Source organism: Mariniradius saccharolyticus AK6 (genome assembly GCF_000330725.2).
Classification (GTDB): domain Bacteria; phylum Bacteroidota; class Bacteroidia; order Cytophagales; family Cyclobacteriaceae; genus Mariniradius; species Mariniradius saccharolyticus.
Map to the genome: position 1 here is coordinate 211,768 of NZ_AMZY02000003.1, position 18,271 is coordinate 230,038.

Below are 18,271 nucleotides of genomic sequence, written 5' to 3' on the forward strand. Positions count from 1 at the left end.
AATTCCAAATCTACCTGAAAATCTGCTGAGATTATCCTATTTTCGTCCGCCTATGAATTGATGGCAACTTCCCCGACCACATGATTTTCCATAAACCCACGTTAGTTTGGTTCCTTGTGTTTTTTTTCGGATTTGGCCTATCCGGGATGGTCTCTGCGCAGACGTTTGAGTCGGACGAAAGGGCTTTGCTGAAAGTGGATAATGGCATCAGTTTTTCGAAGGATTCCTTGTTCTTGATGAATTTAAGATTCAGGATGCAAAACAGGGCTGGTTTGAATACTTTTGGGGGCGACGATTTTGGGGTCGAAGCGTATGAGATGCGGGTGCGGCGAATGCGTTTGCGATTTGACGGCTTCGTAGGGACAAAAAAGCTCCAGTACTATATACAGCTTGGCTTTTCGAAGGCAGACATGGATCTGGAAAATTCCGGAATTGCCCAACCGCTGAGAGACGCGATTGTCTATTATTTCTTGACCCCTAATTTTTATTTGGGATTTGGGCAATCCAAGCTTCCAGGCAACAGGCAGCGGGTGACGAGCTCGGGTAACTTACAGTTCGCCGACCGGTCACTTGCCAACGGGTTTTTCAACATTGACCGTGATTTTGGTTTTTTTGCCTACAAAACTTTCATATTCAAAAACCAATCTTTATTTCAGGCGAAGGGTGTGATTTCTACCGGCGATGGCAGAAATGCCTCCAAGACCAACAATGGATTGGCATATACCGGAAGGCTGGAGTACTTGCCGTTTGGGGCGTTCAAAAACGTGGGCGATTATTCGGAGGGAGATTTGGAATTCGAACCCAAACCTAGGTTATCGATTGGGATTTCCTATTCGGCTAACTTAAAGGCGACGAGGACTGGAGGCCAATTGGGTCCGGCTCTTTTTGACCAAAGGAACATCTATACACTCATCGTAGACGGCATGTTCAAGTATCAGGGATGGGCTGTTTTGGGGGAATTTTTTAGCCGTGATGCTACTGACCCGATTACCTATGGGCCCGAAAACCAGATAAGGTATGTGACAGTCGGTAACGGAATAAACATACAATTGAGTCGGATGCTTAGCCCGAAGTCGGAACTGGCTTTTCGTTATTCCGTCGTCCAGCCGCGGGAAGACATTATCTCCTTGCAGGATAGGACTGAAGAGTCCATTGTTGGCTACTCATATTACATAAGAAAACATCGGATCAAAATACAGGGAAATGCGGGATACAAATGGCTTGAGGGTTTGCCAAGTTTCGAAAATACGGGGAATTCATTCACGGGTATGTTCCAAGTGGAATTCGGGATTTGATTTAGCGGCCTTTTTTTACATTTAGGTACAAAATATTTGGTGCGAAAAACAAAAACATGTATGTTTACCGCATTAGATAATTTATCGCTTACACCCACATTCCGAGTTTTAGTAGTTTGCTATTGCAGCATTGTTTATCATGAAGGAAAACGGTATTAACAATACGTTTAAGAAAATCATATTTGAATCTTCAGAAATGCTTTTTCTGGCGGACGATACCTATCCTTACAATATTTTTTATTCAAACGAGTCCTTCGAAAATCATATCGGCCAACACCTTAAGGATAAAACGCTCGTGGGTCTTGGTTTGGATATCAATTCCTATATTTTCAATGAAGAGCTGATCGTCAGTTTCCAAGACAGGGATTTTGTGTTCAATTTGGAACTGCCGCAAGAGAATGATTCCAATTATTTTCTGTTTTACAAGGGCTCGGAGTTAAAGACCAAGGGACTTCCCCCAAAAAAGGATGCAGACGCGATTTTGGGAAATTGTCCTGACATCCTGGGCATTGGACAGGAAAACTTCATGAGTTGGATCAGTCCTGCAGTGGAGACGGTGTTGGGATATCACCCCGAAGAGGTTACCAATGTCGAACTTTGTCAGTTTTTTCACCCCGAAGACCTAGACACCGCAAGGGAAGTCACTGCTAAAGCCAAGGCAGAAAGGTCGAACCAGGTTTTCAGTTCAAGAATATTGACCAAAGGAGGCGTATTTGTATGGATCGAATGGCATATCAATTTTATCGGAGAACGGTTTTTCCTGACTGGGCGCAACATTTCCAAGTTCAAAGAAGAGGTTGCCCGAATCGCTTACAAAAATGAGCTGTACAATTTTGGCGAAAAATCAACACTCTCGGGTGTTTGGTCAATAAATCCACAGACAAACCAGCTTGTGGTCAGTGAAGGATTCAGGAATATTTTTGGTTGGAAAGAAACCGTGACGCCGACCATCGAGCAAGTTGTTCAGGGGATTAGCGTTGAGTTTCGGCCCTTATTCCAAAAGATGCTCACAGAGTCGCTGGCAATGGGTTCTGCACTCGATCTAAAAATCAAAGTCAACGCGGGTTCTGGAACAGGGAAATGGGTTCAATTTGCCGCAGAAACAGAATCAAGTGGTGGTAAGGTTTCCAGATTTTTCGGTTCTGTAAAGGATGTTTCCATTGAGCAGGGATTCATTTATGAATTTGGCCTGTACAAGGAAATGTTTGAAATGTCGCCTGAAGCGATTCTCATCGCGGATACAAGTGGCAAAATCATTTTCACCAACCATGAGGCCAATGACAGGTTGATGATAGTCGCCGATGAGTCCAAAGAAACCATGTTTTCGGATTATGAAGTACGGTTCAAGGATCTGCAACAATGGGAAGAGTTTAGACGCCAATTGGAAGTCGATCGAAACCTGAGGTACAAATCTTCCCTTCGGAAGACCAATGGTGAATTTTACGAGGTTGAGGTCAGTGCCTGTCTTGCGACAACCCAAGGGAATACATTCATCATTGCTTTTGCGAGGGATATTTCTGAGCGGGTGAGGTTGGAGAAATCACTGCAGGAATCCTCTGATTTTTTGCTCCACCTGACCGAACAGGTTCCCGGTGCATTGTATCAGTTTGTTGTGAATAGGGAAGGGGATATGAACTTTTCCTATCTCAGTCCGGGAATCAAGGACCTATTGGGGGTGAGTGATACAGAACTCAAAAAGTTCAACAATATCGGCTTGGCAATAAACAAAGTTCATCCTGAGGATATCGCCCAAGTATTGATGACGACTGTTTCGTCTGCGAAGACACTCAGGCCTTGGCAATGTCAGTTTCGTGTGAAGGATCTTTCGGGCACGGGTTTCAAATGGGTTTTGGGCGCTGCTAAACCTGAACAATTGGAAACCGGAGAGGTGATTTGGTATGGTTACTTGGCCGATATCAGCGAGCAGAAACGCTTCGAGGAAAACCTCAGCCAGGCAAGAGAACAGGCTGAAAGGGCGAGTCAAATCAAATCAGAGTTTTTATCCATGATTAGCCATGAACTCAGGACTCCGCTCAACGCGATCTCAGGGTCTGTTTATACGCTTCTTCAGGACGAGCATTCACCCAATCAAGCATCTGCGCTCAACACGATCAATTTTGCTGTCGATAACCTGATCAGCATGATCAACGACTTGCTTGATTACCAAAAGATAGAGGCGGGAAAATTGACTTTGGAATACAATCCGATGAACCTGAAGGACGTCGTGCAGCAGGTGATCAAGGGCCTTGAGTTCCATGCAAAGGATAGTCGCAATAAGCTGCTTTTACAGGTTTCCGATGAGGTAAACCAAGAAGTAAAAGGAGACAAAGTTCGCCTTTCCCAAATACTAAACAACCTCATTACCAATGCGCTGAAATTTACCAACAACGGTACGGTAGAGGTCAAAATCCAGACGGTTTCCCAAGCCGAAGATAGGATCAAGGTTTACTTTGAGGTGAAGGACACAGGTATCGGGATAGCGAAGGAAAACCAAGCGCGAATTTTCAACCAATTCGACCAGATTCAGCATTCATTCAGCAAGAAATATGGCGGTACTGGATTGGGACTTTCCATCACAAAAAGACTATTGGATCAAATGAAAAGCCAAATCCAGCTTGAATCGGAATTGGGTGTCGGCTCCAGGTTTTTCTTTGAAATCGAATTTGAAAAGACCAAGAGGCAAGTTGTGCCAATTACACCAAAGGTTGAAATTCCTGCATTGCCACTCAGTCAAGTCAAGTTGCTGATGGCTGAAGATAATGACGTGAATGCGCTTGTCTTGGGTAAGATCATCAAAAAATGGGGAATCGAGTACGATCGGGTCAATAATGGACTAGAAGCAGTCGAAGCTGTGAGCCAACGCAAATACGATTGTGTCCTGATGGATTTGCAGATGCCTGTGATGGATGGATTTGAAGCCACGGAAAAGATCACCTCCATTTCTAACGTACCTGTGATCGCGCTGTCTGCTGCTGCCAAACAAGACATGATGGAGAAGATTGAAAGAAGCGGGTTTGTCGGTTATGTTTCTAAGCCTATCGATGCATCCGAGCTTCTGAAGAAGATTCGGGAAGTGGTGGGTTAGTCCTCCTTCAGGGCAATTTTTAGATATTCATCCACCAACACCATATTTGGATCTTTTTCCTTGACTTCGTTCAAATACCGCAGTGCGAGTTCCTTTTGTCCTTTCAGCGCATAATAGATTCCTTTGTTTCGGATCGCAAAAAGGTTTTTGGGATCCTGCTTAATGCTGTAGTTGATGTCGTCCAATCCGGCATCAAGATCTCCCAAAAGAAGTTTGTACAAGCCTCGGTTGTTATAATAATAGGCTTCGTCCGGGCGGAGTACGATTGCTTTTTCAATATCGTTGAGTGCCTGTTTATATTCCTTTGCCACTAGGGCGAGTAAGGATCTAAGATTCAGGATATTTGCTTCGCTTGGATCGATTTTCTCGGCCTTGTCCAGAAGATTTGAAGCAATATCTAAATTGCCAAGATAATACTCCATGTTCGCCAAATTCACAAGGATCTCGACATTGTTGGGGGATTTCTGGAGTGCAGCCAGAAAAGAGGACCTCGCTTCTTCCAGGTTTTTCATTTTTTCATATATCAATCCTTGGAGGAAATGTCCTTTCCAGCTTTCCGGATTAATCTTTAATAGGTTTTTGGTATCCCCAAGCGCTTTGTAATATTCCCCATTGTCCATCAGGCAGACGCCGCGTTGGAAAACTGCCGAGCTATCGGTGGGATTGGTCGTTAGGATTGCGTCGAGATCGCGGATTGCGAGATCCAGTTGGTTTAGCTGTTGGTACACCAACGCCCGGTTGAAGAGCGCGTCCCTGTATTGGTCGTCGATGTTGAGGGCTTCCGTATAGAAGTCGATCGCCGCCTTGGCGTCATTTTGGTTGAGTTTTTCATTGCCTTTCAGCAGGAACCTCCCCTTCTTGTCCTCGGGACTATCACATGAGAGTAGACTGACGAAGAAGAGAACAGGGATCAGTAGCTTAATCAGGTTTTTCACTTGGAGTCTGGTTTTCGGTTTTTTCTTCTCCCAATAACACTGCAAAGGGCCGGGTGGATTCGCTCAGTTCAAATATTTTTCGCAGAACAGCAAGCGTGGGAATAATCAGAATCATACCCATGACTCCCCAAATGGAAGCTCCCACGAGCAATCCCACAAATGTGACGAACGCATTGAGGTTGACATTGCTGCCCACGATTTTTGGCGTTAGGAAATTGCTTTCGATCAACTGTATGATTTGAAAACAGACCACGACGCCGATTGGATAGAAAAGGCTGTCTTTGGTCAGGAATGCGAAAACGGTCGGTAGAATTGCACCCAAAAACGGCCCTAGGTAAGGAATGATATTGAGTAAGGCCGCGAGAATGGCAAAGAAAATCGCATGCTTGATTCCCAATCCAAGCAGCGCAATACTGTTGAGGACAGCAAGGATTGCCATTACCTTGAGGACGCCAACGATGTACTGTTGGACTACACGCCGAAGATTTTTGATTTCCGATTTCACCCTTTTTTCCTCGTGGGAATTGTACAGGCTTACAATGAAGTTGGTCAAGTGGTCCCGGTAAAGCACGAAAAAGAAAATAAAAACCGGCAGCAATAGGGCCGATGACAGGGATCCCAAGGTACCAAAAACAAATTCCGCCAAGCTGGAACTGTTGGATTGAAGGAGATCAATCAGGTATTGTTCGTCAAACCCTTTCCCAATACCTGTTTCGAGCCGGAAATTTTCCACCAGATAACTGTCAATCTGGACCAGGTAACCATTCAGTTTTTCTCCAACATTCCCGACATCGTTGCTGAAACTTGCGATTTGGAGGATGACGAACGACAAGAAGGCAACCAGCAAAACAATGGAAGCGAAAAGGCAAATAGACGTACTCCAAATCCGTGAAACATTTTTTTGCTCAAGCCAATTGCTCAGCGGTGTCAACAGCCCGGCTATGAGTCCAGCCAGAAACAGGGGTACAAGGATGCTTTGTCCAACTATTAGTACAAAGATGAGGACAATGATCAAAAGCAGGACGGCAAGCGCCTTGAGGTAGGTTGGAAGAACAAAACCAGTTGGATTCATGGTTGGGGCAAAATTAAAAACCGAATAAAGAGCTTGACTGGCAAAGGGAGTTTGTTTACACCGGAGGAAGCGGATAGTTTAAAATTAGTGATATTTTTGAAAGCTAAACCAACAGTCGTGGAAAGGAAGAAGACTTTATTGATCAGGGTTTCATTTATCGTCAGCGTTTTTTTGCTGGCGGTGAAATTTTATTCCTACTTCCTGACCCATTCGACTGCGATTCTAACAGATGCATTGGAAAGTATCGTCAATGTAGTTGCGGCGGCTTTTGCTACTTATAGCATTTACCTCAGTTCACGACCCAGAGATGACAACCATCCTTACGGGCACGGAAAGATTGAGTTCTTCAGTGCGGGTATAGAAGGGGTTTTGATCATTTTGGCGGGTTTGTTTATCATTTACCAAGCGGTCTATAACTGGTTTTTTCCGGTCGCCCTTGTCAATCTTTTTGAAGGCATCGTTTTGGTCACGATCGCTGGCACCGTAAATGGAGTTTTGGGATTTATACTTCAACGCCAAGGCAAAAAGCTAAACAGCGTCACACTTGAGGCGAGTGGAAAACATCTGATTTCGGATGCACTCACCAGCTTTTTGTTGATATTGGGTGTAGTGGTCATTCTTCTGACTGATTTGCAATTTCTCGATTCAGTCATTTCGATTGTCTTTTCCCTTTACATCATTTATTCGGGCTATGGTTTGGTGCGTCGGTCTGTGGCAGGGCTGATGGACGAGGCAGATCCCGCTGCAGTGGAAGCCACGGTGAAAGTTCTAAATGAGAACCGCAGGCATGTTTGGATAGACATCCACAACATGCGGGTGCAGCAGTATGGAGGAGACAGGCATATCGATTTGCATTTGACATTGCCTAACTATTTCAATTTGAAGCAGGTTCATGATGAAGTACATGATGTCGAAGAGGTGCTGAAGGAGAGTTGGCCAGGGGTCATGGAGGTTTTTGTGCATGCCGACCCTTGTATCCCCGAAAAGTGTTGCCATTATTGCCAGGTCGCAGATTGTGCTGTACGAATCAAAAAAAATGATATATTGGTCGAATGGAATGCGGCAAACATGTCGAAGAATCAAAAACACTACCATGATTTACTCCACTAGGTGATCAAAAAAAATCTTCAAAAGTTTGCAATATTTCGAATAATACATTTATCTTAGTATATTCAACAAAAAAAAAGCTATGAACGAGGAAAAACAATTCAGGATACTATTGGCGGTTACATCCGTTGTATGGTTAATTCTTGTGGGGGTCCTCATAGTGATCTGACAAGAATTCAAGGGTTCTGCTGTACCTTAAACAGCAATTGCTTTTCAAATGGATTAAGGAGTTAAAAAGGGGTGCATATAAATGCATCCTTTTTTTGTTTACCGACTGCCAAAATCTCTTTCCTTTTCAATAAACAAGCAGTATTTTTAATCAAAACTCTATTAAACTTTAACCAAACTATAATGAGAAAAATTTTACTCTTCGCCTTCGTGGCGTTATTGGCCCATTCAATTTGGGCCCAAGAAATCGACCATGAAGCCTTCATCACCAAGGCCTTGGATACCAAGACGCCTAGGTATTCTGAGATGGCCCGTCAAATTTGGGAGAACCCTGAGTTGGGTTACCTTGAATTCACCAGTTCAAAGATTTTGGTCGATGAATTAAGGGCTGCCGGATTCAGAGTAGAAACAGGAGTGGCTGAAATGCCGACGTCTTTTGTCGCCACCTATGACAAAGGCGGTCCTGTGATCGGATTTTTGGCGGAATTTGACGCGCTTCCCGGGCTTTCGCAGGACGCAGTTCCTTTCCGTTCAGTTTTGGTGGAGGGAGGAAATGGTCATGGTTGTGGGCACAATCTCTTTGGAACGGCGGTCGTAGCATCTGGAATCGCGCTCAAGGAATGGGTGGATGCCAATAATATTCAAGCAACAATCAAGATTTTTGGTACGCCAGCCGAAGAAGGTGGGGCCGGGAAGGTCTACATGGTGAGGGCTGGATCGTTCAACGGTGTAGACGCAGTCATCAACTGGCACCCTTCTGACAGGAATGCAGCCAATGCTTCCACCTGTACGGCAGTTATGCAGGGATATTTTAAGTTCCGCGGGCAAACCTCCCATGCCGCGGGAGCGCCACAGAGAGGAAGGTCAGCCCTGGATGGAGTTGAAGCAATGAACATGATGGTCAACATGATGCGTGAGCACGTAGACCAAGAAAGCAGGATACACTATGTGATTACTAATGGCGGCCTCGCCGCAAACGTGGTCCCCGATTATGCAGTTGTCGAATATATGGTTCGACATCCTGACGTAACTGAGGTAAAGCAGATGTGGCAGCGGGTCATCAAAGCCGCGGAAGGTGCCGCATTGGGAACAGGTACAAGTGTTGAGGTTGAAGTCGTGTCAGGGATTTATGGTCTTTTACCGAATGAGACCTTGGCAAAAGCGATGCATAAAAGTCTGACTTCGGTCGGTGGTGTGGAATACGATGCTGCCGAGTTGGAATTTGCCAAAAAAATTCAGCAGACATTCAACTCACCTAGGATCCCACCGTTGACGATGGCTAAAGAAATCCAACCTTACCAGTTGACGCATTTTCCAGCATCAACGGACGTGGGTGATGTAAGCTACGTGGTGCCGACAGTTGGTTTGGGTACTGCAACTTGGGTGCCTGGCACGGCTGCGCATACTTGGCAAGCCGTCGCTGCAGATGGGATGACAATCGGCTACAAAGGCATGATGGTTGCAGCAAAAACGATGGCATTGACAGGTAAAGAACTGATTTTAAATCCCTTGTTAATCGAAGAAGCCAAAAAGGAGTTTAACCAAAGACTGGGGGGCTTGGTGTACGAACCGCTGATTGGCGATATGAAACCACCATTGGAGTTCAGGAAAGATCAAAATAAAGTAAAATAAAAAAAGGGCCTCGATGGCCCTTTTTTTATACCAATCCTGCGCGTTTGAGCAGTGCTTCGGGTTTAGGGTCACGACCCCTGAACCGCCTGTAGAGTATCGAGGGATGCTCGCTTCCTCCCGCGGCCAGAATATTCCGCTGAAATGAATCGGCCACTTCTGAATTGAAAACGCCCTTTTCCTCGAAAAACGCAAAAGCATCTGCATCCAAGACTTCGGCCCACTTGTAGCTATAATACCCTGCCGCATATCCACCTTGGAAAATATGCGAGAACGAAGTGCTCATGAGTGTTCCCGTTACCTCGGGCAGCAGCTGTGTCTCCTTCATCCTTTCGGCCTCGAAAGCTGCGATGTCCCCGATTTCGTTTGGAGAGGTGCCATGGTAAGCCATATCCAACAGTCCGAAACTAATCTGCCTTACCGTCTGATAACCTTGTTGGAAGTTTGCTGCTTTCTTTATTTTTTCTATTAAACTCTCTGGAATTGATTCCCCTGTTTCATAATGCTTTGCAAATAGATCCAAACATTCCTTTTCGTAGCACCAATTTTCAAATATCTGAGAGGGGAGTTCCACAAAATCCCAATACACACTTGTTCCAGATAAAGACTCATACGTTCCATTGGCCAACATGCCGTGAAGGGCATGTCCAAACTCATGGAACAATGTTTTTACTTCATTGAATGTCAGTAGCGAGGGTTTCGTTTTGGTGGGTTTGGTGAAGTTGCAGACAATCGATACATGTGGTCTTTGGTTTGTTCCGTTGAGGATCTTTTGGCCACGGTAACTTGTCATCCAAGCTCCATTCCTCTTTCCAGGACGGGGGAAAAAGTCCGCATAGAATACCGCCAAATGTTTCCCGTCTCGGTCCTTTACTTCATAGGCTGTCACTTCCGGGTGGTATTTTGGGATGCTGGTATTCTCTTCGAATGATATTTTGAAGAGTTTATGGGCAGTTTCGAATACGCCTTCGATGACGTTCTCTAACTTGAAGTAAGGCCTTAACAATTCATCATCTATGGCATATCTTTCCTTCTTGAGTTTTTCTGAATAAAATGCAAAGTCCCACTTTTCCAGCTTTTCCAAACCGTCTGATTTTTTTGCGAATTGGGCAAGCTCGTCGACTTCCAGTTCGGCTTTTGGTTTTGCCTTTGCCAACAGGTCCAAAAGGAACTCTTTAACCTGCTTTGGGCTTTTGGCCATGCGCTCTTCCAGTATAAATTCCGCATAGTTTTTGTAACCCAACAGTTGCGCCCTTTCATGCTTCAAGCTCAGCATGTTTTTTATATGTTGTTGGTTATCCAGCGCGTCACCTTTGCAGCATTTGGTATTATAGGCTACAAAAAGTTCTTTCCTAAGGCTTCGGTTTTCGGCATAGGTCATAAACGGGATATAGCTTGGAAACGCCAAGGTGAATATCCATTTTCCTTTTTTACCTTTTTCTTCAGCTGCCTGCGCAGCGGCTTCGATGATTGCTTGGGGAAGACCGGCAAGGTCGGCTTCCTTTTCCAATACCAAATCGTATCGGTTGGTTTCTGCGAGTACATTTTCCCCAAATTTCAATCCCAATTGGGATAGTTCCTGGTCGATTTGTCTCAGCCTGCCTTTTTGTTCCGGATTGAGCCTGGCACCATTTCTCACAAAAGCCTTGTAGGTTTTGTCCAATAAGGTTTTCATTTCCTCGGTCAATGTCAAAGCCTCCCGTTGTTCGTATACTTGTTGGATTCTTTGAAACAGCGCTTCATCCAGCAAGATATCGTTGCTGTGGGCAGTAAGAAGAGGCGATATTTCCCTAGCCAAAGCTTGAATGCGGTCATTCGTTTCAGCACTGTTGATGTTGAAAAAAATCGCTGAGATCGTGTTGAGCTTTTGCCCCGAACGTTCGAGTGCCACGATGGTATTTTCGAAATCGGGAAGTGGTTCTTCCTTTATTTGGGAAATCTCTTTTTTGGCCATTTGGATTGCCTGCGGCACTGCCGGCAAATAATGTTCTTCCTTAATCAGGTCAAAGGGAGCTGTCTCAAATGGGGTATCAAAGGGTGCTAACAATGGATTCATCTGACTTGATTTTGATTGGTAATTACTCAGAATTGGAAGTTTCGTAACGGCTTTTAGTACACAAGGATATAAAAAGCAAGCCAAAGTGCCAATCCTAGACCGTAGCTTACCAGCACGACCTTGGTAGAAATATCCAGGCTTTTTTTACTCACCGTATGGTAGCCCAGCACCATTGCGCCGATATACAGAAGCTCAAAGAGATTGATGGTCTTGAGTGGGTAATGATATTTCTCTGCCACGGATGATGGGTCAATGAGCGAGTAGGCGGAAAGGGGGAAGAAATCACGTATTTCTTGGTAACCCACATCTTCTGTGACCACAATGAAAAACAACATTTTGATGAGCTCAGGCAATAAAAAAATGATATCGGCGACCAATGCAAACTTCCAGATCGCCACAAAGGGAGCCTTGTAACCAAAGGCAAACGAACCCATCCAAATCAACAGAGCGGTCATGGTCACCCGCCAGAGGATCGAAAACGGCGTCCATATATAGCCCAGCGAATTGAAAACGTGAAAGATCATAAAGCCGCCTTCCTCTTCGATTTTTTCATTTCCCGGAACGGCTTCCAGAATCAAGTCGTTTGTAACATACCTGACCAATATGAACAACAAGGAAAGAACGACAAAAAATATTCTTTTGTCGAAATCCAAAAAGCCTTGAATCCGTTCATGAAGTGTAGGTGTCGTTTCTGACATAATATAGAATATTTAAGGCCAAATCTAAACGAATGTTTGGATTTGGCTCTAATTTTGGTGCAAAATTGAAACAAGTATGCATTTTACATCCCGGGTGTTATTGATTTTGATGGTGTTCGTGTCGCCGTTTATCTACGGTCAGCAGCAGCCGTTGGACAAGATCGGGCCCGATAAATCACCTTACCTCCTGCTGGACAAAGGCTTACAGTTCAGGATCACCGAAAACGTCAATGCCCTTTACAATTTTGACTTTGAGACCGCTGAGCGTGGCTTCAAAGTAATGCAATACCAGTATCCAGAGCATCCACTTCCTTATTTTCTGCTCGGTTTGAGTACATGGTGGAAAATAGCCCCGGACGTCGAGAACCAGCGCTATGACGATTTGTTCATCGACCAGATGGATGTTGTGATTGACAAAGCTGAGGCGCTGCTTGATTCAGATCCCGGAAACAAAGAGGCGTCCTTTTTTCTGGCAGGGGCTTATGGATTTCAGGGAAGACTGTACAGTGAAAGGAAAAGTTGGACGAGGGCAACCTTTGCGGGCAAAAACGCACTGAAATACCTCAACCTCAGCAAAGGCGAGGACGAGCTGAATCCCGAATTGCTCCTGGGTGATGCCTTGTTCAATTATTTCTCGGTTTGGATACCGGAAAACTATCCGATCTTGAAGCCTGTGGTTGCGCTTTTTCCAAAAGGAAACAAACAACTTGGCCTCAAACAATTGGAAGATGTAGCCCAAAACGCCTTCTATGCCCGTATAGAGGCGCAGTATTTTCTCTTTAGACTGTATGCTTCGGAAGAAAAGCAACCCTATAAAGCCTTGGCGATCACGGACTACCTTCACGGCAAATTCCCCAACAATCCATACTTCCACCGTTCCTATGCCCGGCATCTGTACACCGTTGGCAGAATCATGGAGGCCAAAGAAGAGTCCGAGGAAATTCTCAAGCGGATAGATGAAGGCTGGACGGGATATGAGGCAAATAGCGGGCGTTATGCGTCTTTCTATATTGCACAATACTACGAACGTGCAGGGGAACGGACCTCCGCGAAGAAGTTTTATCTGAAGACTTTGTCCTATGGTGAGGAGTCAGAAACCCAAGAAAGCGGATACTATCTTTATTCTTTGATCGCCTTAGGCAAGATGGCAAACGAGGATAAAAACAAAGCCCAAGCAAAGGAGTATTTCAACAAAGTGAAGAAGTACGCGAAGCGAAATCATCCCGCTCATAAAGAAGCTCGTGATTACATCAAAAAGAATAAACTTTAATCACATTTATCCGTACCATTGATCATATTTTCAGGAGATAATTTGAATAATTATCCTTACTTGAGAAAAAACGATTGTAAAAATTTAGAAAAATGGACATTCATGTAACAATATTTGGTTTGGATTGCCGTTTTTTGAAGGTATTTACTTTAAAATAAATTTAAATTATATTAATTTTGCGCCACATAATATTTTGAAATTTCTATAATCATGGATAATAGCATCAGAGTGAAATTTGACAAAATTGATCGCAAAATCCTGGAGATTCTTCAGGCTAATGCCAAAATAACTAACGCCCAATTGTCAAAAGATATCGGACTCTCCCCAGCACCGACCTTGGAAAGGGTTAAAAAATTGGAGCAGTCGGGCATCATCAAAAGCTACCATGCCAAGTTGGATCCAGAGAAAATCGGTCTTGGTGTAAGTACTTTTGTGTTGGTGAGCTTGATTGGCCACAACAAGGGAAATATTGATGCCTTTATGAAGGAAATTAATCAGATCGAAGAGGTGATTGAGTGCCACCACATAACAGGTACCGGGGATTTTATTCTCAAGATCATCGCTAAAGATATTACAGCCTACCAAAAGCTGATGTTGGAGAAGGTCAGTGAAATTAAGGAAGTCGATTCCATGCAATCCATGGTGATTCTTTCTACTTTTAAGGACAGCAAAGTATTGCCAATCCCTGCCTAAGCGAAACAAAATTGAAACTTGAAGGGTGGCCCAAAGTCACCCTTTTTTCTTTTTAATGAATCAGATGAAAAACCCTTGGAAGACCAAATCGAAAAAGAAAATCTATGAAAATCCCTGGATAACCTTGGAGGAACACCAGGTTGTCAACCCTTCAGGTCGGGACGGGATTTATGGAAAGGTTCATTTCAAGAACAAAGCGCTGGGGATTATTCCTCTGGATACCGAGGGCTACACTTGGCTTGTTGGACAGTATCGCTATACTTTGGACGAATATGCTTGGGAGATTCCCATGGGCGGTGGGCCGCTTAGCATGGATATCCTGGATTCTGCAAAAAGGGAACTGAAGGAAGAAACCGGATTGACAGCAAAAAAATGGACGCAAATAATGCGAATCCATACCTCCAATTCTGTGACGGACGAAGAAGGATTCGTGTTTTTGGCGGAAGAACTCACACATGGAGAAACCGAGTTTGATGAAACTGAACAGCTGCAAGTGATGAGAATCAAGCTAACCGAAGCAGTTCGAATGGTGATGGAGGGCGAGATCACCGATTCTATATCAATGGCCGGACTACTAAAAGTCGGTCGAATGTTAGGGATTTAAAATTGGATTGAAAATGACCATACAGGCATTTAAGGATAATTTTTCGCAGACGATTACCTTGGCCTTTCCGGTGATGATGAGTCAGCTGGGGCAGGTGTTGGTAGGTGTGGCTGACAGCATGATGGTCGGAAGACTTGGGGCCGAACCTTTGGCCGCTGCTTCCTTGGGCAACAGTATTTTTTATGTTGTCATGATGTTTGGAATTGGCGTTTCTATGGCAATGACTCCGCTGGTAGCAATGGCCGACGGAAAGAAGAATCCCAAACGGATTTCGAGGCTTTTTGCCCATGGTTTCACCATCAATATGGTCACAGGTTTCATGCTTTTTCTGATCATTTTGCTGGCTTCGCCACTCTTGTACCATCTAAACCAACCGGGAGATGTTGTCGAGTTGGCCATTCCCTACTTGGCAATCATTACGTTTTCGCTATTGCCATTTATGTTCTTTCAGACCTTAAAGCAGTTTGTAGAAGGCCTGTCCCAGACAAGGCAAGCGATGTACATCACAATTGTTGCGAACGCCGCAAATGTCTTCCTGAATTGGGTGATGATTTACGGAAACTTGGGCTTCCCGGCATTGGGATTGAACGGAGCCGGCTGGGCGACTTTGATTTCCCGGGTCCTGATGGGATTGATGATGTGGTATTATGTCCGAAAATCAAACCGGTACAAACAGTTTTCGCTTTCCTTTTTCCCAAAGAAGTTGAGTTTCCCGATGGTCAGCAAGATGTTGAAAATCGGCGTGCCTTCAGGCTTTCAGTTCATCTTTGAAGTCGGCGCTTTCAGTTCGGCAGCGATCATGATGGGATGGATAGGGGTGACGGCCTTGGCAGCACATCAGATCGCACTCAATTTGGCCTCAATCAGCTACATGATGGCTACTGGCTTGGCAGCATCCGCTACGATTCGTGTTGGAAATCAACTCGGAAGGAATGATATCCGCACGCTTCGCGAAGCCGGTTTTACCGTGTTCATCATGGTGGCTATGTTCATGTCCGTTTCCGCCTTTATCTTCATCGTCTTCAGGGAATTTCTGCCCTCACTGTATATCGACGATGCCCAGGTAATTCAGATGTCCGCCGTTTTGCTTGTCATTGCAGGATTTTTCCAACTGTCTGACGGGATTCAGGTAGTTGGCTTGGGGGCACTGCGTGGCATGGCAGATGTGAAAATCCCCACGATAGTGACTTTAGTGGCCTATTGGGTGATCGGATTGCCCGGAGGATATGTTTTGGCATTTTCTTTTGGGATGGGGGAAATTGGCATTTGGATTGGCTTGCTTACGGGTCTCAGCATCACAGGTGCCATGCTGCTGTGGAGGTTTCATGTGCTAAGCCGGAAGCTGCTCGTTCGCCGTCAGGCCGATAATTTATCTTTGGCGTAAAATCACTTTTTGTTTTTGTGTCGGATTGCCTATTTTGAAGCATCTAGACAAAACGTTATGAAATTCAAACTCTTGATTTTTGCTGCATTGTTCATGCTGTTTGGGCATGCCTTTGCCCAACATCCCCATATCCTAACCCAGAGAGAACAGGCATCGGTCATAGATCGCTGGTTGGATGAGCGGATTACGACGCTGTTGCCTGGGCTAATGGACAGGGCTAGTATAGACATGTGGGTCATCATTTCCCGCGAGTACAATGAGGATCCTGTTATCAAGACTTTTCTCCCCGCCACATGGCATGCGGCACGCCGCCGGACCATGCTTTTGTTGTACAAAGCCCCAAATTCCAATACCGTTGAGACTTTGGCGGTCGCCCGTTACGATGTAGGCAAATCATTTAAGCGGGCTTGGGACCCTGATTCCCAACCCGACCAGTGGAAGCAATTGGCTGAGCTGATCACGGCTCGTAAGCCTCAGAAGATCGGTTTGAATTTTGCCAAGGACTTTGGTCATGCCGATGGGTTGAACCTCACGGAGTACAACAACCTTTTGGCGTATTTGCCGAAGGATTACCATCAAAAAGTCGTATCAGCACAGAATCTGGCTGTAGGATGGCTCGAAACCCGCACACCCTTTGAAATGGCCACTTATCGTCATTTGCAAGAAATTGCACAAGATATCATTTCCGAGGGGCTGTCTGAAGCTGTAATCACCCCAGGAGTAACCACCACGGAAGATGTGGTTTGGTGGTATCGCGAGCGTATCAAAGAACTTAAATTGGACACTTGGTTTCATCCTTCGGTGGATATCCAAAGGGCCGATCCAAGTTCCCAAGAGCATTTGAGGTCGTTTGCAGTCAAGGCAGCAACTGAGGTCATCATGCCTGGAGATGTGCTTCATATTGATTTTGGGATCACTTATCTCCGTTTGAATACAGATACACAGCAGCTTGCCTACGTCTTGAGACCCGGTGAGGACGAGGTCCCACAGTACCTTCACGATGCGTTCAAAGTCGGCAACAGGTTGCAGGATATACTCACTTCCCAATTTGTTACTGGAAGGACCGGAAATCAAATATTGAGGGAGGCACGCAAAATTATGGATGCAGAAGGCATCAAGGGCAGCATTTACTCACATCCGCTTGGTACACACGGACATGCTTCCGGACCTACCATCGGCATGTGGGATAATCAGGGCGATACTCCCGGTGCGGGCGATTATCCCCTCTACCCAAACACTGCCTATGCGATCGAGTTGAATGCGGTGGTTTTTGTAAAAGAATGGAACAAGGAACTTCGCGTTATGCTGGAAGAAGGGGCCTTTTTTGATGGAGAGAAAGTAACCTATTTCAATGGAAGACAGCGGGAAATGATGACGATACCAAGAAAAACATCCTTTTTGAAAAACCAGGATTGAAAAAAGTCGAAAATTGGCAAAACCCCTACCGGAAGATCGAAGTCTGGTAGGAGTTTTTTGCCACGTTGTCCTGGATTTGGATCAATATGCCGTTGGTAACAAGAAAATGGGCCATTGAATACAGCACAATAGTGGAGGCATAAAGCAGTAAATTGGTCGAATAGAAGTCGATTGCCGTAAGTGATGCGCTCATGATGAACAGGAATGCCCCTGAAAAAACCGATATGAAGCTTTTCTTGCTCACATAGAATCTTCTCGAAAGCGCCAACAAAAAAACCGTATCGGCGAAAATGGCATATATCAGACTTGGTGTGAACAATTCATTTGTTTGCCTTAGGATATGATAGGTATAGCCAATCAAGACAATTCCGATGATAATTTCTGGTAACCTTTGACTAAGTGAAATCGGAGCTAAACGATTGCCCATCCGCATCGAATGAATGTAGAGTAACCCATAACTGGTCTGTGCTGCTACGAAAGTGCAAATCCCCAAGGTCTTGAAAAGACTTCTTTCCACGTCCATCAGCATCAGGAAATCCCCAAAAAAAGAAAAAGTGGTAGCCACAAGCGCCAGCGGCATCAGCATGTCCTGGTTTTTCCTGAAGTTTTGTGCCAGTCCAAAAATCAAAATCGGCAGCGTCGTAAGGTTGAAAAAAATAAAGGCCGGATTTTTATCTAAAAGAATGAATACCACTGTCACGAAGACAGAGGCGAAATAAATCATTGAAAACTTTTTACTCCACAGAATCATATTGTTTCCAAGCTTCATCGGCTGAAATTACGATTCTTTTCAAATTTGTTGAAGTGAAGAATTCAAAAAAAATGAAATATACTTTTATGTAATGTATATTTTAATTTT

At 44.8% G+C, this 18,271-nt stretch carries 14 protein-coding genes; 9 read left to right on the top strand and 5 right to left on the bottom strand.

All coding sequences use genetic code 11. The features are described from left to right. Nucleotides 1-80: 80 nt before the first annotated feature. Nucleotides 81-1,295: a porin gene (locus C943_RS02200; protein WP_008623755.1), complete on the top strand. Its 1,215-nt coding sequence runs from the start codon at nt 81-83 to the stop codon at nt 1,293-1,295. A gap of 139 nt (nt 1,296-1,434) precedes the next feature. Beyond that, nucleotides 1,435-4,380, top strand: a complete 2,946-nt coding sequence (locus C943_RS02205) for a PAS domain S-box protein (RefSeq protein ID WP_008623756.1) — start codon at nt 1,435-1,437, stop codon at nt 4,378-4,380. On the opposite strand, the gene C943_RS02210 is transcribed toward C943_RS02205, so the two are convergent. Next, nucleotides 4,377-5,315, bottom strand: a complete 939-nt coding sequence (locus C943_RS02210; protein WP_008623757.1) for a tetratricopeptide repeat protein — start codon at nt 5,313-5,315, stop codon at nt 4,377-4,379. The two genes, C943_RS02205 and C943_RS02210, sit on opposite strands and share 4 nt — an antisense overlap. Next, a complete protein-coding gene (locus C943_RS02215; protein ID WP_008623758.1) occupies nt 5,299-6,387 on the bottom strand; it encodes an AI-2E family transporter in 1,089 nt (362 codons plus the stop codon). Before C943_RS02215 ends, C943_RS02210 begins: the two co-directional genes overlap by 17 nt. A gap of 96 nt (nt 6,388-6,483) precedes the next feature. On the opposite strand from C943_RS02215, the gene C943_RS02220 reads away from it, so the two are divergent. Beyond that, the gene (locus tag C943_RS02220) at nt 6,484-7,497 is read left to right on the top strand and encodes a cation diffusion facilitator family transporter (protein ID WP_245545497.1); all 1,014 of its coding nucleotides are present in this window, start codon (nt 6,484-6,486) and stop codon (nt 7,495-7,497) included. 348 nt (nt 7,498-7,845) lie between these two features. Continuing rightward, on the top strand, nt 7,846-9,294 hold the full coding sequence (locus C943_RS02225; RefSeq protein WP_008623760.1) for an amidohydrolase: 1,449 nt from the start codon (nt 7,846-7,848) through the stop codon (nt 9,292-9,294). A gap of 25 nt (nt 9,295-9,319) precedes the next feature. On the opposite strand, the gene C943_RS02230 is transcribed toward C943_RS02225, so the two are convergent. Continuing rightward, on the bottom strand, nt 9,320-11,347 hold the full coding sequence (locus C943_RS02230; RefSeq protein ID WP_008623761.1) for a M3 family metallopeptidase: 2,028 nt from the start codon (nt 11,345-11,347) through the stop codon (nt 9,320-9,322). A gap of 53 nt (nt 11,348-11,400) precedes the next feature. Beyond that, a complete protein-coding gene (locus C943_RS02235; protein ID WP_008623763.1) occupies nt 11,401-12,045 on the bottom strand; it encodes a hypothetical protein in 645 nt (214 codons plus the stop codon). A 76-nt stretch (nt 12,046-12,121) separates the two neighbouring features. Here C943_RS02235 and C943_RS02240 point away from each other — a divergent pair, with 76 nt between their 5' ends. From C943_RS02240 to C943_RS02260, 5 genes are all read left to right on the top strand, one after another. Beyond that, a complete protein-coding gene (locus tag C943_RS02240; RefSeq protein ID WP_008623764.1) occupies nt 12,122-13,315 on the top strand; it encodes a tetratricopeptide repeat protein in 1,194 nt (397 codons plus the stop codon). A 210-nt stretch (nt 13,316-13,525) separates the two neighbouring features. Beyond that, a complete protein-coding gene (locus C943_RS02245) occupies nt 13,526-14,008 on the top strand; it encodes an Lrp/AsnC family transcriptional regulator (RefSeq protein ID WP_008623765.1) in 483 nt (160 codons plus the stop codon). Between the two features lie 64 nt (nt 14,009-14,072). Further along, nucleotides 14,073-14,612 (top strand): NUDIX domain-containing protein, encoded by a 540-nt coding sequence (locus tag C943_RS02250; protein ID WP_040478754.1) that lies wholly within the window; start codon nt 14,073-14,075, stop codon nt 14,610-14,612. Between the two features lie 13 nt (nt 14,613-14,625). Beyond that, a complete protein-coding gene (locus C943_RS02255; RefSeq protein ID WP_008623767.1) occupies nt 14,626-15,996 on the top strand; it encodes an MATE family efflux transporter in 1,371 nt (456 codons plus the stop codon). Nucleotides 15,997-16,053: 57 nt separating this feature from the next. Beyond that, the gene (locus C943_RS02260) at nt 16,054-17,412 is read left to right on the top strand and encodes a M24 family metallopeptidase (protein WP_008623768.1); all 1,359 of its coding nucleotides are present in this window, start codon (nt 16,054-16,056) and stop codon (nt 17,410-17,412) included. A gap of 25 nt (nt 17,413-17,437) precedes the next feature. Here C943_RS02260 and C943_RS02265 read toward each other — a convergent pair whose 3' ends face one another. Next, nucleotides 17,438-18,136, bottom strand: coding sequence for a lysoplasmalogenase family protein (locus C943_RS02265; protein WP_008623769.1), 699 nt, complete (start codon nt 18,134-18,136; stop codon nt 17,438-17,440). Nucleotides 18,137-18,271 lie beyond the last annotated feature (135 nt).